This is a genomic window from Pseudomonas sp. Irchel s3b5 (assembly GCF_900187435.1).
Classification (GTDB): Bacteria; Pseudomonadota; Gammaproteobacteria; order Pseudomonadales; family Pseudomonadaceae; genus Aquipseudomonas.
In genome coordinates, this window is the sequence record NZ_FYDY01000010.1 from 95,874 (window position 1) to 112,977 (window position 17,104).

The following is a 17,104-nucleotide window of genomic DNA, read 5'->3' on the forward strand; positions in this document are numbered from 1 at the left end:
AGCAATGGCAGCGGGACGTCCTGTCCCGGCTGCCTGATCAACAGTTTCAGCTACCGGTGCGAATCTTGTTCCACACCCGCGTCCGAACCCGGTCAATATTCAGCGGCATCGCCTCAAGCGCAAACAACTTGCCCATCATTTCCGGACTCGGATACACCTTGGTGTCGTTCTTGATCGCCGGGTCGATCAGGCTGTCCGACTGTTCGTTGCCATTGGCGTAGTGCACGTAGTTGCTGACACCGGCCATGACGTCCGGGCGCAGCAGGTAGTTCATGAATGCGTAGCCGGCCTTCTCGTCCGGCGCGTCGACCGGCATGGCGACCATGTCGAACCAGATGGCGGCGCCTTCCTTGGGAATCGCGTAGCCGATGTCGATGCCGCTCCTGGCTTCCTTGGCACGGTTTTCCGCTTGCAGGATGTCGCCGGAGAAACCGACCGCCACGCAGATATCACCATTGGCCAGGTCACTGGTGTACTTGGACGAGTGGAAGTAACTGACATACGGCCGCACTTTCATCAGCAGGGCTTCAGCCTTTTTGTAGTCGTCCGGATTTCTGCTGTGAGGCGGCAACCCGAGGTAGTTCAGTGCGGCGGGCAGCAGTTCCGGGCCGTTGTCCAGGATCGCTACGCCACACTTCTGCAACTTCTCCATGTACTCGGGTTTGAAGATCAGGTCCCACGAATCCACCGGCGCGTTGTCGCCCAGCACCGCTTTGACTTTGGCAATGTTGTAGCCGATGCCGGTGCTGCCCCACAGGTACGGGAAGCCGTGTTCGTTGCCCGGATCGTTGGTCTGCAAGGCCTTGAGCAACACAGGATTAAGGTTTTTCCAGTTCGGCAATTGGCTCTTGTCGAGTTTCTTCAGCGCCCCGCCTTCAATCTGCCGGGCCATGAAGTGGTTGGACGGGAACACCACGTCGTAACCGGATTTGCCAGTCATCAACTTGCCATCGAGGGTTTCGTTGCTGTCGTAGACGTCGTAGGTGAAGGCGATGCCCGTTTCTTTCTGGAAGTTTTTCGTGGTGTCCGGCGCGATGTAGTCCGACCAGTTGTAGATTTTGACGTTTTCGGCCGCCTGGCTGATGGAGGCGACCAGCATCAATGGGGCCAGGGCGAGTGTCTTTCGGATCATGAGTCGATTCCTGAGGGTTGTTGTTATTGGCAGGCAATCAAAGGATCAAAAACCAGGCTTTTTAAAAAATCAGCACGTAGGTTTTGCGCACGGTTTCCTGGATATCCCAGATACCGAGGCTATTGGCAGGCATCATCAGTGCATCGCCGGCTTCGATGTGCAGCGGTTCGCCGCCATCGGGGGTGAAGGTGCAGCGACCCTGGATGAAGTGGCAGAACTCCTGGGCAACGATCTGCCGCCGCCAACGTCCCGGGGTGCATTCCCAGACGCCGGTTTCAACGCCGTCGTCGCGCTCGACGCTGGTGGTCGATGCCACGGCCACGGGTGTCCCCAGCGGCACGGCGACGGGGTTCGACTCTTCCAGCTTCAGGGTGGCGGTGTTCTTGAATTGCGTAATGCTCATGGGAATACCTGTCGAGAATAAAAGCCGTTAGTGCATGAAACCTTCCATGAAACCCGCGACCCCGCTGGCCAGCTTGCGCCGCCAGGGTGCGGTGGCCGGATTGGCCAGCGTCTGGTCTTCATGGACAAAGCTGCGGATGATCGCGTTGTAGCCGAGCCAGCGGACGGGCTCTGGCTCCCAGGTCCTGAGTGAGTCGAGACCGCCCTCGGGGATAACCCATGGCTGACGGACCCGTTCACTGTCCTGTTCAAGAATCAGGTCGGCCAAGGTGCGTCCACCGAGGTGGCTGGCCCCGACACCCTCCCCGCCATAACCGCCGGACAGCGCGATGCCATTGGCCCGATCACAGAGCATGTGTGGCTGGAACCGGCGAGACATGCCCAGATTGCCGCCCCAGGCATGGGTGATCTGCACGTTTTTCAATTGCGGGAACAACTCACCGAACAGATAGCGACGCAGCTCCTTTTCGTCGGTACTCAGGTCAAAATCGTGACGCAACTGACCCGCGAATTGGTAGCCGCCCCTGGCGCCGAAAATCAGTCGGTTGTCCGCCGTGCGCTGGCCGTAGGTCACTTGGCGGCTGGCTTCGCTGAACGCCTGGCCACGACTCAGACCGATTTCGTCCCAGGTGGCGGCCGACAGCGGCTCAGTCGCGACAATCAGGCTTTGCACCGGCAACTGATAGCGCCCCAGCGGCGGCAAGGTGACGGAGTAACCTTCCACTGCCGGCACTGTCCAGCGGCTGCGCACCGAGGCTTTCGCCGTGCGCAGGCTGCCCGACTGCCAATGGCTGACCGGGCTGTTTTCGTAGATTTTGACGCCCATGCGCTCAACGGTGCGGGCCAGCCCGCGCACCAGTTTGGCGGGGTGAATGGTCGCCACGTGTGGCGCGTAGATGCCGCCATAGGGTTTGGCTACGCGAATCTGTTGCGCCAGTTGCTCGGGGCTGAGCCAGCGGTAATCGCTTTCGTTGAGGCCTTGGCGGTAGAGGTCGTCCAGATAGGTGCGCAGGCTGGCTTCCTGCTCGGGATAGCGGGCAGCGCAATACAGCGCCCCGCCTTTGCGATAATCGCAGTCGATGCCTTCACGCTCGATGACAATTTCCACTTCATCGGGAATGCTGTGCAGCAAATCGTAGGAAGCCCGGCGATCCTCCGGCGACAAACCGGCAAGCAGGCGATCCTCACCCAGCAGGTTACCCATCAGCCAGCCGCCGTTGCGACCGGACGCGCCAAACCCGGCGGTTTGCGCTTCAACGATGGCAATGCTCAGGCCGGGGGCCTGGCGCTTGAGGTAGTAAGCCGTCCAAAGTCCGGTGTAACCCGCGCCGATGATCGCGACGTCGACATCCAGATCCTGTTCCAGCGATGGGCGCGCCAACAGGGGCTCGTCGAGCTGGTCCATCCACAAACTGATAGTGCGCCACGCCGACATGCAAGACTCCGCCACTCAAAACTTCGATGGCGTTGATCCTAGTGCGTGGCTTCAGTCGCTGTCTTGCGCGCGTGCACGCAAAGAAATTTGTTTGACGTAGGCCTTCGGTGACTGGCCGGTGTGCTGGCGGAAGCAACTGTAGAACGCGGACAGCGAATTGAAACCGGCAGCGAAGGCCAGATCGTCGATACGCAGCGGCGGCGTGGCGGCATCCAGCGCCGCGAGCAAATGCTGCAAACGGGCCTGGTTGACGTAACGGTAGAAGCTCTGGCCCAGCACTTGATTCAGCAGATAGGAAATCTGATTACGGCTGTACCCGCACTCCTTCGCCACCCGCTGCAGGTCGAGCTCCGGATCAAGATAGGGTTGCTGGCGCTGGAAATACTGTTGCAGGTCGTCCGCCATAAAGCTCAATTGACGCGGCGACAGGCCGAGCCGGCTGACGGCCGGGCGCTGATTGCCGGCGGTCTTGCTGACCGGTTGCTCACGCACCAGCGAGGCGTACTCATTGACGCGCCAGATCAGCCCGTCCTTGACGGTAATCGCCTCGCTGGCACGGAACGACACCAGCCCCTCGCCGCCGCGCAGGGTAATGCGGTATTGAATGAACGCGGTGTTGCCATCCAGGCGAATGCGATCGGAGTGTTCCAGCGCTTCGTCCGGGTCGCGCGGCATGCTGCTGCGCACGTATTCGCGCAACTCGCCCAGGCCCATGACGCGATTCTGGAAAAAGTCGTTGTACTGGACGTCAGGATGATAAAGCGCCATGACGCCATCCAGATCCCGGTGCTTCCAGCGCAGGTGATAGCGCATGACCGTCTCGCCTGTCGCCTGGGTTTGCAGCGGGCCATCATCATCGGCGTGCATAACGGTCTCGACGAAAAAACGTCGAGCTTGCCCAAGTTCTGCCGAGGCATCAATGACTAAACCGGGGCTCATGTCCGTTCAACTGTCGGCATAACGTGACCTGCATCAAAAAAGTCGCAGCAATCGCTAAACGGTTTGAAGATTCCACATTTCTTTCACACTGCGGTGCTACTTTTAAAGACTGTCACTGGTTGAACCAATGAAGGTTCTTCCCCCCTGGCATGAGCTAAAGGAAGCGCTCGATGAAGAAGGTGGGCAACACATGAATAAAGGGTTCAGTAAGGTCACGTTTCCAAACGCCTGCCAGCTGATGCGCTGGCATTTTCATCCCATGGGTTTCGAGGCGAGCATGGATGCGCCGGGCAGCATGATTGCCCGTCTGTTTGACCGTGCCACTGGCGAGACCATGATCGCCATAGCCGGCATTCCTTGCGCGACGGTCATGAATGCTGCGGATGTAGAGCGAATAATCGAAGCGGTGGAGGATGAGCTTGAAGCGTTCATTCCACCGGTGGCCCTCAGGAGCTATGCCTGAAGGCTGACTTCTCAATAAAAAACCCACTCATGTGGGTTTTTTATTGTCCAGTGCAAGGATCGTAGCCTGCGGCGTGCCTACCAGGTAGGCGCTGCCGAAGGCTGCGATCTTTTCGATTCACCCCGACACGTTGCCCAGCCGATGGTCGGCAAAGAAAGCCTTGCCCTTACCTATCCGGTCAGACGCCTTGGGCATGTTCGCCGCCTGGTTGTCCTGTGAATCGACATACCAATAGCAATGGCTGACTGCCCGGGTAATGCCTACGTAGGCCAATCGCAGGATCTCGTCTTTTTGAGCGCTGTCGTAAGGCTCACTGTCGCCAGCCTTGCCCAGGCCCGCCATGCGATACACCTGATTCTTGTAGGGTGAACTGGTCAGGTGCTGGCAATCGCCGAGCAGAAACACAGCGTCGGCCTGAAGGCCTTTGGCGCTATGGTAGGTCAGCTGTTTCAACCGTCGCGACTCATACGGCAAGCTAGAATCCACATTAACTACAGATTTAATATGCTCTTCAATCAATGACTTATAACTACTTTTTCGATAAAGCATCAGGATTGAATCGCCCTTCCTGTAGTGTTCCATCAGACGCTGGGCCATGCCTTGATCATCCCGATCAAGCACGTTCACCGGCAGCAACGCCTTCGGCTCCCCACTGGCTTTGGCCTTTTTGCCGGCAATTGCGGGCGCCGCACGCACGATGTGCTCGGCCGCATCAATGATGTGCTGGTGACTGCGATAGTTGTCGCTGAGCATGACCTTGGTGGTACTCGGCGACGGGAACTCCTTGTTGAACTCCATGAAGTACGTCGGCGAACTGCCGCGCCAACCGTAGATGGATTGCCAATCGTCCCCCACGCACAGCAAGGATGAACGCTGGGCACCGCGACCGACGTGCATGGCTGGCCCTCGACTGCGAATTTCCGCAAGACTGGCCCTGATCCAGGAAACGATTTGCGGCGATACGTCCTGAAACTCGTCGATCATCAGGTGCGATAACGGCCGAAGCAGGTCATCGCTCAAAAGCTTGAGGTTTTCCGGGGAGTGCTCGCTGAACAACGCGAACATGCGGTTGTAGGTCATGACCGGCGGTTTCTGGTCAAGCAAATGATCTTCCAGGGCCCGCCAGTAAATGCTCAAGGCCTCGAAGAAAAACCGGTCTGGGTCGTCCTTGGCAAAGCTCATCTGCCCCACAGCAGCAGGTACGTCCAGGCCGAGGTTTTCGATAAACCCGGCGGCGGTGACGAAACAATCCAGCAAGGGTGTGGAACCGAGTTCGCCCTTGACCTTGTAATCGAAGCCCGGCCCCGCACTGGCATCACCGGCCAGTGAAGCTAAAACGCGCTTTGATGACTCGTAACTATCTAGCCAAATCAGTGGTTTACGACAGAAAGCTTGAAACAGGGTGCGCTTTACAGCCCACTCCGCGCGCACTGTCAGCTTGGCGTTTGGCCGCGTCACCTGGGGATTTTCCCGAGGATCGAAGCCCAATACCACCCAGGCATCCAGCGACGGGATGTAGCCATGACAATGAAATTTCGCGCCATTGATCTCGAACGACTGACGGTTGGGCTCGATCCCTTTGATCGGCCACGCACCTGCACGCAACCACAGATCCTCGACAACATCGCACAGTTCTTCATCACGCTTGGCGGCCAATTCGGTCACGCCAATCCGCTTTTGCACATCCGGGTGATCGCGCTCCAGCTCTTTGAGCTGCAAGGCATGGCGCGACAACGGCTTGATCAGCTCGCGGAAATGCTCATCCCGACTGTGCAGCTGGTGATAGCAGGCATTGAGTTGCTGGCGCTGCGCGTCATTGATGCGCAAGTCGAACGGGTTGCTGTCGACCTCTTCATCGCCGTTTTGCGTTCGAAAGCTGAGGTTCTCGAAGGCTTGCAACCGTTCGAAACCCGGCAAGCTGCGCACCATCGGCAAAATCCGCGAGTGGAAGGTGCGCACCAGATCACGCGCTTCCTTGAAGCTGATCGCCCGCCCCCAAAGCGCAAACAGTTCGATCAATTTATTGATGAAATCCTTGCGCGACTCACGGGTGAACGTCACGACCGTCATCGAACTCAGCTCGAACCCCAGGTATTGAGTCAGCAGCAAAATACGCAGCACCAGCGTGGTCGATTTACCTGCCCCGGCTCCGGCAATGACCGAAGTGGATGGCGTATCGCTGAAGATCATTTTCCACTGTGCGGCGCTGGGCTGGGCATGCGGCGGCAGCCATCGGGCGACGTCTGCTTTCATGCGTTTCTTCAACTCGGCGCTCAACGGCAGGCGCCAATCGTCAAACAACAAGTCATCGACGTTCGGTGGACGGTGCTCGGTGCAGCGCGAATCGCGGATCAGCAAGACTTGCCGGCCTTCCTCCAGACCTTCGAGCTTGCCTTCCTTGTAGCCGTAATCCACACCGGCGCTGTGGCCACTGCGAAACCCGTCGGCCTGACCGTGCAACCACGACGCCCGGTGCTGTGCATGCAAGCGCGTGAGGCTGTAGCCGAAGAACCGGGCCAGCAGGCGCTTGATCAGCGGCATCTCGGCCAAGGGGCGAAGCTCGGGAGGAAGATCGGGGGTGTGTTGCGGCACGCGGACTGACTCCAGGGTGTGAGGCTGTTGAGCGCTATGGTGTCTGCATTTGCCGATGAGTTCTAGTGAAATGCTTATGACTCATTGGCTTATGCGATGAAGTGAAAGCTGTGTGAGAGTTTTTCGAGCCCGTTTAATATCAATATATTAGATAAGAATGCTGCATTTTTTACGCTTTTTATCGATGTTTGCCTGATGGATGATGGCCGTCATCAACCACCGGTCTTGCTTCGTGGCTCAGGCGCTTTGCCCCATGACGGACCTTTCAGGAGACGATCATGCTTGAACTCAGACCTTTCAATTCGCTCGGCGGTGCTCACCATGGCTGGTTGGATGCCCACCACCATTTTTCGTTCGCCGAGTACTACGATCCAAAGCGCATGAACTGGGGCAACCTGCGGGTATGGAACGACGACGTGATTGCCCCGGGCACTGGCTTCCCGCAGCACCCGCACCGGGACATGGAAATCATTACCTATGTCCGTGAAGGCGCCATCACCCACCAGGACAACTTGGGCAACAAGGGACGCACCGAAGCGGGTGATGTTCAGGTCATGAGCGCCGGCACCGGGATCGCCCACAGCGAGTACAACCTGGAAGCAACCGAGACGCGGATCTTTCAGATCTGGATCATCCCCAACGAATCCGGCCTGGCGCCGTCCTGGGGTGCCAAGCCGTTCCCGAAAGGCGAGCGCGAAGGTTTTGTGACATTGGCCAGTGGCAAGGAAGGTGACGATCAGAGCCTGCGGATTCGTGCCGATGCGCGCCTGGTGGCGGCGAACCTGAAGGCTGGCGAGTCGGCCGAGTACCGGCTGGACACTGGCCGTCGCGCCTATCTGGTGCCGGCGACGGGCGTGATTGAAGTCAATGGCTTGCGTGCTCAAGCTCGAGACGGTGTTGCGATTGCCGATGAACAGGTTCTGCGCGTTACGGCCTTCGAGGACAGCGAGATCGTTCTGGTGGACCTGGCGTGATTCGGTAAATGCGAAAAAAGGGGCAACCGTGATGGTTGCCCCTTTTTTTCGATACCGCGCAAACCCTTGTGGCGAGGGGCTTGCCCCCGCTGGGTTGCGAAGCGACCCTGAAACCGAAACGCGGTTTCCCTGAAGCACCGCATCGCCTGGATTTACTACTGCTTCGCAGTCGAACGGGGGCAAGCCCCCTCGCCACAGTGCTGCGTCTCCACAGCGCCCGTGCTTACTTCGCGGAAATGGCGCTATCCACAAGCGTCTGCGCTTCAGCCACCAACTGCTTGAGGTGATCATCGCTGACAAAGCTTTCGGCGTAGATCTTGTAGATGTCCTCCGTGCCCGAAGGACGCGCCGCGAACCAGCCGTTTTCGGTCATGACCTTAAGCCCGCCAATCGCCTGGTCGTTACCTGGCGCATGGCTGAGGATGCTCTGGATCGTTTCGCCGGCCAGCTCGGTCGAGGTCACCTGTTGCGGAGACAACTTGCTCAACAGGGCTTTCTGCTCAGGATTGGCCTTGGCATCGACCCGTACCGAGAACGGTTCGCCCAGTTCATCGGTCAAGGCCCGGTAGGCCTGACTTGGATCGCGACCAGTGCGAGCCGTCATTTCAGCGGCCAGCAATGCCGGGATCAACCCGTCCTTGTCGGTGCACCAGACACTGCCGTCCTTGCGCAGGAACGACGCGCCGGCGCTTTCTTCACCGCCAAAACCCAGAGAACCGTCAAACAGACCATCGGCAAACCACTTGAAGCCAACCGGCACTTCGTACAGGCGACGCCCCAGGCGCTTGGCCACACGATCGATCAAGCCGCTGCTGACTACGGTTTTACCCACGGCAGCGTCAGCACGCCATTGCGGGCGATTCTGGAACAGGTAATCGATGCACACAGCGAGGTAGTTGTTCGGTGCCAGCAAGCCACCGGACGGGGTGACGATGCCGTGGCGATCGTGATCCGGATCGCAGGCAAATGCCACGTCGAAGCGTGATTTGAGGCCGATCAAACCTTGCATGGCATGGCTGGACGATGGGTCCATGCGGATCTGGCCATCCCAGTCGACGGTCATGAAGCGGAACGTCGCATCGACTTCCTTGTTCACGACATCCAGGTCCAGGCGGTAGTGTTCGGCAATCGCCGACCAGTAGCGAACCCCTGCGCCACCCAGCGGATCGACACCCAGACGCAGCTTGGCGCCACGGATGGCATCGAAGTCGATCACATTGATCAGATCGGCCACATAGGTGTTCACGTAGTCGTGGCGATGCGTCGTGCTCGCCTTCAGTGCCTGTTCGTAGCTGATGCGTTTGACACCGGCCAGCTTGTTGGCCAGCAGTTCGTTGGCCTTGGCTTCGATCCACTTGGTGATGTGGGTATCGGCCGGGCCACCGTTGGTTGGGTTGTACTTGTAGCCACCGCTTTGCGGCGGGTTGTGGGACGGCGTGATGACAACGCCATCGGCCAGGCCGGTGGTGCGTCCACGGTTGTAGCAAAGGATCGCGTGGGAGACTGCCGGCGTCGGCGTGTACTCGTCACCTTCGGCAATCATCACGGTCACGCCGTTGGCCGCCAGGACTTCAAGGGCACTGGCCCCGGCGGGAGTAGACAGCGCATGGGTGTCGATACCGACGAACAGCGGGCCATCAATGCCTTGAGCCTCGCGGTACAGGCAAATTGCCTGGCTGATGGCCAGAACGTGCCATTCGTTGAAACTCAGGTCGAACGAGCTGCCTCGGTGCCCGGACGTGCCAAAGGCAACACGCTGGGTCGAAATGGCGGCATCAGGTTGGCCGGTGTAATAGGCCGTTACCAGTCGCGGGATGTCGACCAACAATTCTGCCGGTGCCGGTTTGCCCGCAAAAGGACTGAGTGTCATGCAAAACCTCTGGGATCGAGTGGTTCAGGAATTGGGACGGAGTTTACTGGCAGTTTGACCGTAACGCGACGGGATCGATCCAGGACGTTAGAAGATGTCATTGCGCCCTCCTCAGTCGATGGCCTCCAGACGCAGCGCATCCCCCAGAAAACCCAGGGCCAGAGCGAGGTCGTGCTCACTGCCCAGGGTATGACTCAAGCGCAGATGCTGTGCGTGCAAGCCCTGAAGGCTGAACAATTCACCCGGGGCAATGACCACCTCGTGCGCCAACAAACGCTGGAACACTCGACGCACATTCACCTGCCGCAGGGAGCGAACCCATATAGTCGCGCCGCCCTGAGGCTCGACAACCTGCAAGGCATCACCCAGCCGTTCCTGCAACAGTTGGGTCATCTGACCCTTGCGTTCTTTGAGCAGCCGTCGCAGCACGTGCAGGTGCTGATCGATGCGGCCATTGCCGTACAACCGTGCAATGGCCTTCTGCCGAATGGGTGACAGGCGGAACGAACGCAACAGAAAATGCCGTTGCAGGTCGGCGCTGAAGTGCTTCGACAGCAGATAGCCATAGTGCGCTTCCGGACCGATGATTTTCTCGAACGTGGAAAACACCATCAGCCGCTCGGGATCCAGCAGATCGCGGAATCGCAGCCGCCCTACCTCGAAGCAAAGCTCCCCATAACAGTCGTTCTCCAGCACCCAGCTGTGGTGTTGGCCCAACAGCTGCGCGATGGCCCGGCGATTGTCATCAGGCGCCAGACTGCCTCGCGGCATGTTCAAGGCCGAGGAAACCATAACCAGCCGCACCGATTCGGTTTCCAGCAACGCCTTGAGCCGATCGAAATCCAGGCAACCGTTCGCCAGCACTGGCAACTCGATCACCCGCACGCAAGCGGCCTGGAGCAAACGCAATATCGCCCAGTCGCACGGCGATTCAACCACCACTGTCGCGTCGTTCAAGCCCAGTACGATGATCAGTATTTCCAGCACACCCCGTAGATCGGCGCCGATAAAAACCTCTTCGGCATGCCAGCAGCGAACCGGCGAAGAGGTGTAGCGAGCCGCCAGGGCTGTGCGCAGTTCCAGCTCACCAAACGGTTGCGACGTTGGCAACGGCTGGCGCGGATACTGACGCAGCAACTCCCGCTCCATCAGTAACAAAGGACTGTCGAGCGGCTGCAATAACGCTGGCTCATCGGCACTCAGGACAAACATTCCCGGGCGCCGGGCGTTGACGTACACGGTTTCGAGCAAGTCGTTGCCGCTCTGAATCAGATCGGTCGAGGACACTGGCACCGCGAAGTAGCCAGACTTGGCCACCGAATAGACCCGCCCTTCTTTTTCCAGCAATGAGTACGCGTACTGGATAGTCGAAATCGACACATTGAGACGATCCGCGAGGTGTCTCAAGGAGGGCAGGCGCAAATGCCCATGACCAATAGACTCATTGATCAGCGTGGTGAGATATCGGTACACCGCCTGATAGGCGAAGTCCGTTTCTCGTAGACCTTTCATGGACCAAGTCCAATTGCACAGCCCCGCAAACCGCGCACGGTCAACGCCCCGTAGACCATTCATCCGCCACAGCAAGACCGGCTGCATCCGCGCTGGCGACTGCAATTTCAGGTGCCATGCATGGCGTTTCGGACACCGACGCCATTTGATAAAGCCGGCCAATCAGCCTCACCGGCAGTCCGCTGACATCAATCATCCACTGCATGATTTGTTCGGCCACGGGCTGCCCCTGCATGGCCCGGTGCAGATCGGGCAGCGCCACCAGCATGCCCGGATGGCATAGACGAAGAAAACGCTCAAGGCGGGCCCCGTTGTCGATAAAAGGCGCAAAGAGCAGACATACCAGCTGTGCGTCACTCAGACCGAGGGCCTTTTGTGCTTCAGACGCTGCCCGTGCCCGCAACTCACCCTGCGTTGCCGGATTGCAAAAGGTTTCGATGACTTGTTCGCACAGCTGATCGGGCAACTGCTTGCGACGCATCATGATCAAGGTTCGTTGCAGGTATTCGGCGACTCCCGCCTCGTAACTGCGCCCTTGCAGGCAACAGGCTTGCAGCCCCCGCAGGTGCGCCGAGATCGGCAGGCTCACGTATTCGTTGTCGCCGGTTTGCGCACCCGGTTCGTCAGGCTGGTATCCAAGAAACTCGTTCAGCAACGGCCAGCGCTCTTCCGGGGGGCTGACCAACATGTCGTGAATATCAATGCAGGTCGCGCGACGGCAGGTTTCAAAGCGATCTGCCGGACGCCATTGTGCGTGGCCTTGATCACCATAGAACTCGCGATAACAGTCGCTGCCCAGTTCATCGAGCAATGCGAACAACCCGCTGTAAGCGGATTCACCGATGTTCGACGACCATAACCCCGCCTTTGCGGCAGCGCGCAACAAACCGTCGGTAAACTGTTTTTGCTGACGCGGCGATTCGCTGCTGAGCAACGCATCGACGCCACCGTCCCAACGCGCGATTTGCCCATAGAATTCGCCAGTGGCCAGGTACCCGCTGTCCCATGGATTCAGCAGCTCATTGCGGATAGGGCAATGGCCGATCAACAGCATTTGAGTCCGATTCGATTCGCGGCCGGCGCTGGACACGGGCGCCTGATGATCAAAGAGTAGAACCTCACGGTCATCCACCATCAACACCTCGACCCGCGGATCGTCATAGATGAACAAAGCACTGTTGGTGCGATGCATGTTTTCCAAAGCCACCACGCTGGCCCCATTCATTCGCAATGAGGCGATGCGCAACTGAAACGTCGCAGGTGACCGGGTTGCAATCGTCAATTGGGCAGCCCGCAGCAGCGCCAGGGTGTAGCAGTTGTCGCGGGTGCCGGTCTGAATCAACAGCACCTTGAAATCGCCGATGTGGGCCATCCCCCCCGCCGCTACCACCAGACGCTGGATCAACAACTGCAAGGCCGTACGTTCGGCCCGCGAAAAAAATCCGAGCAATCGCTGCAGCACTTGTTGATAGACATAGTTCATCGCTTGATCATGAATGCTGGTCATTTAAATTTACCTGATACTTGTAAGTTCTATATCGCACCAACAGTCAAGCGCAACGAGCGGACTGCACGGCGGTAGTGATGGAATTTACTGTCAAATACTAACACTGGAATGGAATGAGGTTGCTTTCAACAAATTAGTGGAGCGGCCACACGAAAGCACCGACCGCAACCATCTATTCCATTGATTTTTATGAATTTTACCAAACCAATTATCGATCCTAGGAAATGTCCGACAACGTCCCACAGACGTTTAATACAAGAAATAAAGAAAGAAGTTATCGTCGCGCCTTCTATAACTACGCAACAACTTGCGCTTTTTGAAAGATGCAATGGGCATTGACAAGTATCAGCCTGACACACAGACATGACTCATTCCTTGAGATGAAAGTAATCATTCAATTATCAGGGCTGAGTGGCTGATTAGAAGCTACAGATCAAGAGCAAAAACCAGTTCAGTTGCCGAACTGGCCCAAGGCTCCGCCATCAGGGCAATGGGTATTTAGGTGGGGCTGAACGCAAAAGAGTCCGTGGGGACACGGACTCTTTGAGGATGTACGACAGAAGTGATCGTTACGCCGGTTCGACCTGAAGGGCAACCCGTTCACGACACGGACACTCGTCCATGTAGCGGTGTGCTTCGACAAACTCGGCAAACGGGAAGACCCGGGTCTTGAGCGGCAACAGCACGCGATCAGCCGTCAACTGGTTGATGTCGCGCAAGGCGCGCTGCAGTGCGACCTGGTCCTGGGTAATGCCCAGTTCCGGCTTCCCGGTGAAGTTGCCGATGCAGTGCACGAAGAACTGAATGTTCTTCTGGAACGCTGCGCATGCCGGGAATGGCGTCTGGTTGCCGCCCTGCAACCCGTAGAGCACCAGGCTGCCACGCGGTGCGAGCACGTCACCCAGCAACGACATTTGCGGACCGCCCAAACCATCGAACACCACGTCCACGCCGCGGTTGTCGGTGATTTTGTTGATGCGTATCAGCAGATCTTCTTCCTCGGTGACGATGACTTTATCGGCACCGAGCGACAGCAGGTATTCACGTTCTTCCGCCGTTTTGGTCGCGGCAATCACTCGCACACCCAGGGCTTTGCCCAGTTGTACGAAGGAAGGGCCGGCGCAGTGGCTGGCGTCGGTCACCAGGACAAACTGCCCCGGCTTGACCCGTGCCAGGTCGGCATACGCGAAATAGGCGATCAACAGCGGCGTGTAATGCACGCTCGCTTCAATCGGGCTGAGTACGTCCGGGTAACGGGTCAAGGCTGTGCGCGGCAGAACAATCTGCTCGCCGTAGACCGGGTAGTCGTTCGGGCTTTCGGCCGGAAAACTGGCGACTTTGTCGCCGATAGCCAGGTCTTCAACGCCCTCACCCAGGGCCGTGACGATACCGGCCATTTCCTGGCCAATGCCAGAAGGCAGGCGAGCATGGGAAGGTGCCAGGTTCTGGCGCCAGAGTGTGTCATACCAGCTGATGCCAATCGCCTCGACGCGCACCTGCACTTCGCCTGGTGCAGGCTGAGCGGCCGCATGCTCTTCGCATTTGAGCACCTCGGCTGGACCAAACTTGTGAAAACGGATCGTGCGGGACATCGCAAACCTCGCCAAATGAACCTCTAATGCCTTGAACTCTAGCCGGGCTTTTAACCCAAGACTATCTGTGGCTATTAATAGTCGACATGCCTGTCATTGATTCCGTCGTCTCGGAAACATCACTAGATACAGTATGAATCCGACGCAGCCTTTGTAGGAAATCTGAATTTCTCGGTGCAGAGTACCAGCCTTTCCCCGTAAGATTCCTGCGGGCCATTGTTCTCATATGGCCGCCCACGTCAAGTTTGCTGACTCTGCCAGGACTCCAGATGAATCGTAATGACCTGCGTCGTGTCGACCTGAACCTGTTGATCGTTTTCGAAACATTGATGCACGAACGCAGCGTGACCCGCGCGGCGGAAAAACTTTTCCTCGGCCAGCCTGCCATCAGTGCGGCGCTTTCGCGCCTGCGCGGGCTGTTCGATGATCCATTGTTCGTGCGCACCGGCCGCAGCATGGAGCCGTCTGCTCGGGCGATCGAAATCTTCGCCCTGCTCTCCCCGGCGCTGGATTCGATTTCCACAGCGGTCAGCCGTGCGGCCGAGTTCGATCCTGCCACAAGTACCGCCGTGTTCCGCATCGGCCTTTCGGACGACGTCGAGTTCGCCTTGTTACCGATGCTGCTCAAGCGCCTGCGCGCCGAGTCACCGGGGATCGTGCTGGTCGTGCGTCGCGTGAACTACATCCTCATGCCGGGGTTGTTGGCTTCCGGGGAGATCTCCATCGGTGTCAGCTACACCACCGACCTGCCGGCCAATGCCAAGCGCAAGGTGCTGCGCCGCAGCAAGCCGAAGCTATTGCGCGCCGACACCGTGCCGGGACCGTTGAGCCTGGATGATTACTGCGCCCGCCCCCATGCCCTTGTGTCGTTCGCCGGCGACCTCAGTGGCTTTATAGATGAAGAACTGGAAAAGCTTGGGCGCAAACGCCATGTCGTGCTCGCCGTGCCGCAGTTCAACGGGCTGAGCACCTTGCTCGCCGGAACCGACATTGTCGCCACGGTGCCGGACTACACCGCCGATGCGCTGACCGCCGCAGGCGGCGTGCGGGCGGAAGATCCGCCGTTGCCGGTGCCCAGTTTCGAACTGCACATGGCCTGGCGCGGGTCGCAGGATAACGATCCGGCTGAGCGCTGGTTGCGCTCGCGGATTCAGATGTTCTTCGGGGATCCGGACAGCCTGGCCTGATCCGGATTGTTCTCCGAACTAATGGCCGCAACACGGCCCCAAGCAACTATTGCATCCAATGCAACACACAATTGTCATCAATCCCGTTGATGACAATCGAATGCAAACCGCAGGCTAGAGGGCTTGGTCGAGTCTTATATCATTCCGAATGATAGTTACCTTCGCCCCATTCGATTCGTGACATACCACCCCGCCGCGCATCATTCGCCAATCTCAACACATTGGCGGATGCATCCATGGAACAGTCACTCAAACATTTGCGCTTCCCGTTGGCCTTGTTGGCCGTACTGGTGATGAGCGCCTGCGGCAAGGCGCCGGAAAGTGCCGCCACGATGCCGGCCGCCAAGGTCAGCGTGGCCAAGGTGCTGGAACAACCGGTCAACGAGTGGGATGAATTCACCGGACGCCTCGAAGCCCCGGAAACCGTCGAGATCCGTCCACGGGTTTCCGGCCAGATCGATGAAGTGGCGTTCACTGAAGGCGCCCTGGTCAAGAAAGGTGACCTGCTGTTCCAGATTGACCCCCGCCCATTCCAGGCTGAGGTCCGCCGCCTCGAAGCACTGGTCGCCCAGTCGCGTGCCAATGCCACTCGCAGCGAAAACGAAGCCCAGCGCGGCGAGCGTCTGCGCACCAGCAACGCGATTTCTGCCGAACTGGCCGATTCGCGGACCAGTGCCGCACAAGAAGCCCGCGCCGCCGTCGGCGCGCTTCAAGCGCAACTGGACCTGGCCAAGCTGAACCTGAGTTTCACCCGTGTGACCGCCCCCATCAGCGGCCGCGTCAGCCGTGCGGAAATCACCGCCGGCAACCTGGTAACCGCCGACACCACGCCGCTGACCAGCGTCGTTTCCACCGACAAGGTCTATGCCTACTTCGACGCCGACGAACGCGTGTTCCTCAAGTACACGCAGCTCGCTCGCCAGGGCAAACGCGGCGCCACCACCCCGGTTTACATGGGCCTGTCCAACGAAGACGGCAACCCGCACCAGGGTGTCATGAATTTCATCGACAACCAGGTCAACCCGAAAACCGGGACCATCCGCGGTCGCGCCGTGTTCGACAACAGCGACGGCAGCTACACCCCGGGCCTGTACGCACGCTTGAAGCTGGTCGGCAGCGGCACCTACAGCGCCACATTGATCAACGACGAAGCGGTCGGCACTGACCTGGGCAAAAAGTTCGTGCTGGTGATGGATGCCGACAACAAGACCGCCTACCGCGCGGTGGAGCTGGGTCCGAAGATCGAAGGCTTGCGCATCGTGCGCAGCGGCCTGAACAAGGACGACACGATCATCGTCAAGGGTCTGCAACGGGTGCGTCCGGGATCGCCGGTCACGCCTGAAGTGATTCCGATGGCCAACGAACAAACGTTGGCGGCTCTCGCACAACAACGCCAGGCGCTGGAAGCCAGCAACCTGCCCCAAGTCGCACCTGCCAAGGTTGCGCCGGGGACGGCTGTGAAGCTGGCTGCCACGACTCCACGCGACTAAGGGCTCTCT

Annotated in this window: 13 protein-coding genes; 4 read left to right on the top strand and 9 right to left on the bottom strand. The window is 58.7% G+C overall.

The window, feature by feature from the left end; all coding sequences use genetic code 11:
* Positions 1 to 46: 46 nt before the first annotated feature.
* The 4 genes from CKW15_RS13750 to CKW15_RS13765 all read right to left on the bottom strand — a co-directional run bounded on the left by CKW15_RS13750 (position 47) and on the right by CKW15_RS13765 (position 3,836).
* Positions 47 to 1,132, bottom strand: a complete 1,086-nt coding sequence (locus CKW15_RS13750; RefSeq protein ID WP_095152224.1) for a polyamine ABC transporter substrate-binding protein — start codon at positions 1,130 to 1,132, stop codon at positions 47 to 49.
* 61 nt (positions 1,133 to 1,193) lie between these two features.
* Positions 1,194 to 1,535 (bottom strand): cupin domain-containing protein, encoded by a 342-nt coding sequence (locus tag CKW15_RS13755; RefSeq protein ID WP_095152225.1) that lies wholly within the window; start codon positions 1,533 to 1,535, stop codon positions 1,194 to 1,196.
* Positions 1,536 to 1,562: 27 nt separating this feature from the next.
* Positions 1,563 to 2,969 carry an FAD-binding oxidoreductase gene (locus tag CKW15_RS13760; RefSeq protein ID WP_095152226.1) on the bottom strand — a complete coding sequence of 469 codons (1,407 nt, stop codon included), beginning with the start codon at positions 2,967 to 2,969 and terminating at the stop codon, positions 1,563 to 1,565.
* Positions 2,970 to 3,020: 51 nt separating this feature from the next.
* Positions 3,021 to 3,836, bottom strand: coding sequence for an AraC family transcriptional regulator (locus CKW15_RS13765; protein WP_095056150.1), 816 nt, complete (start codon positions 3,834 to 3,836; stop codon positions 3,021 to 3,023).
* Positions 3,837 to 4,098: 262 nt separating this feature from the next.
* Between CKW15_RS13765 and CKW15_RS13770 the strand changes: the two genes are divergently transcribed.
* The gene (locus CKW15_RS13770) at positions 4,099 to 4,371 is read left to right on the top strand and encodes a DUF1652 domain-containing protein (RefSeq protein WP_034148820.1); all 273 of its coding nucleotides are present in this window, start codon (positions 4,099 to 4,101) and stop codon (positions 4,369 to 4,371) included.
* A gap of 117 nt (positions 4,372 to 4,488) precedes the next feature.
* Here CKW15_RS13770 and CKW15_RS13775 read toward each other — a convergent pair whose 3' ends face one another.
* Positions 4,489 to 6,963 (bottom strand): UvrD-helicase domain-containing protein, encoded by a 2,475-nt coding sequence (locus tag CKW15_RS13775; protein WP_095152227.1) that lies wholly within the window; start codon positions 6,961 to 6,963, stop codon positions 4,489 to 4,491.
* Positions 6,964 to 7,241: 278 nt separating this feature from the next.
* Here CKW15_RS13775 and CKW15_RS13780 point away from each other — a divergent pair, with 278 nt between their 5' ends.
* Positions 7,242 to 7,937, top strand: a complete 696-nt coding sequence (locus tag CKW15_RS13780) for a pirin family protein (protein ID WP_095056148.1) — start codon at positions 7,242 to 7,244, stop codon at positions 7,935 to 7,937.
* Between the two features lie 223 nt (positions 7,938 to 8,160).
* On the opposite strand, the gene pgm is transcribed toward CKW15_RS13780, so the two are convergent.
* The 4 genes from pgm to CKW15_RS13800 all read right to left on the bottom strand — a co-directional run bounded on the left by pgm (position 8,161) and on the right by CKW15_RS13800 (position 14,418).
* Positions 8,161 to 9,807 carry a phosphoglucomutase (alpha-D-glucose-1,6-bisphosphate-dependent) gene (pgm, locus tag CKW15_RS13785; protein WP_095152228.1) on the bottom strand — a complete coding sequence of 549 codons (1,647 nt, stop codon included), beginning with the start codon at positions 9,805 to 9,807 and terminating at the stop codon, positions 8,161 to 8,163.
* Between the two features lie 111 nt (positions 9,808 to 9,918).
* On the bottom strand, positions 9,919 to 11,319 hold the full coding sequence (locus CKW15_RS13790; protein WP_095152229.1) for a PLP-dependent aminotransferase family protein: 1,401 nt from the start codon (positions 11,317 to 11,319) through the stop codon (positions 9,919 to 9,921).
* A 40-nt stretch (positions 11,320 to 11,359) separates the two neighbouring features.
* A complete protein-coding gene (locus CKW15_RS13795; protein ID WP_256583202.1) occupies positions 11,360 to 12,826 on the bottom strand; it encodes a hypothetical protein in 1,467 nt (488 codons plus the stop codon).
* A gap of 569 nt (positions 12,827 to 13,395) precedes the next feature.
* A complete protein-coding gene (locus CKW15_RS13800; RefSeq protein ID WP_095056145.1) occupies positions 13,396 to 14,418 on the bottom strand; it encodes a zinc-dependent alcohol dehydrogenase family protein in 1,023 nt (340 codons plus the stop codon).
* 269 nt (positions 14,419 to 14,687) lie between these two features.
* On the opposite strand from CKW15_RS13800, the gene CKW15_RS13805 reads away from it, so the two are divergent.
* The gene (locus tag CKW15_RS13805; RefSeq protein ID WP_095056144.1) at positions 14,688 to 15,605 is read left to right on the top strand and encodes a LysR family transcriptional regulator; all 918 of its coding nucleotides are present in this window, start codon (positions 14,688 to 14,690) and stop codon (positions 15,603 to 15,605) included.
* A gap of 236 nt (positions 15,606 to 15,841) precedes the next feature.
* Positions 15,842 to 17,095, top strand: coding sequence for a multidrug efflux RND transporter periplasmic adaptor subunit MexE (gene mexE / locus CKW15_RS13810; RefSeq protein WP_095056143.1), 1,254 nt, complete (start codon positions 15,842 to 15,844; stop codon positions 17,093 to 17,095).
* Positions 17,096 to 17,104: the final 9 nt, after the last annotated feature.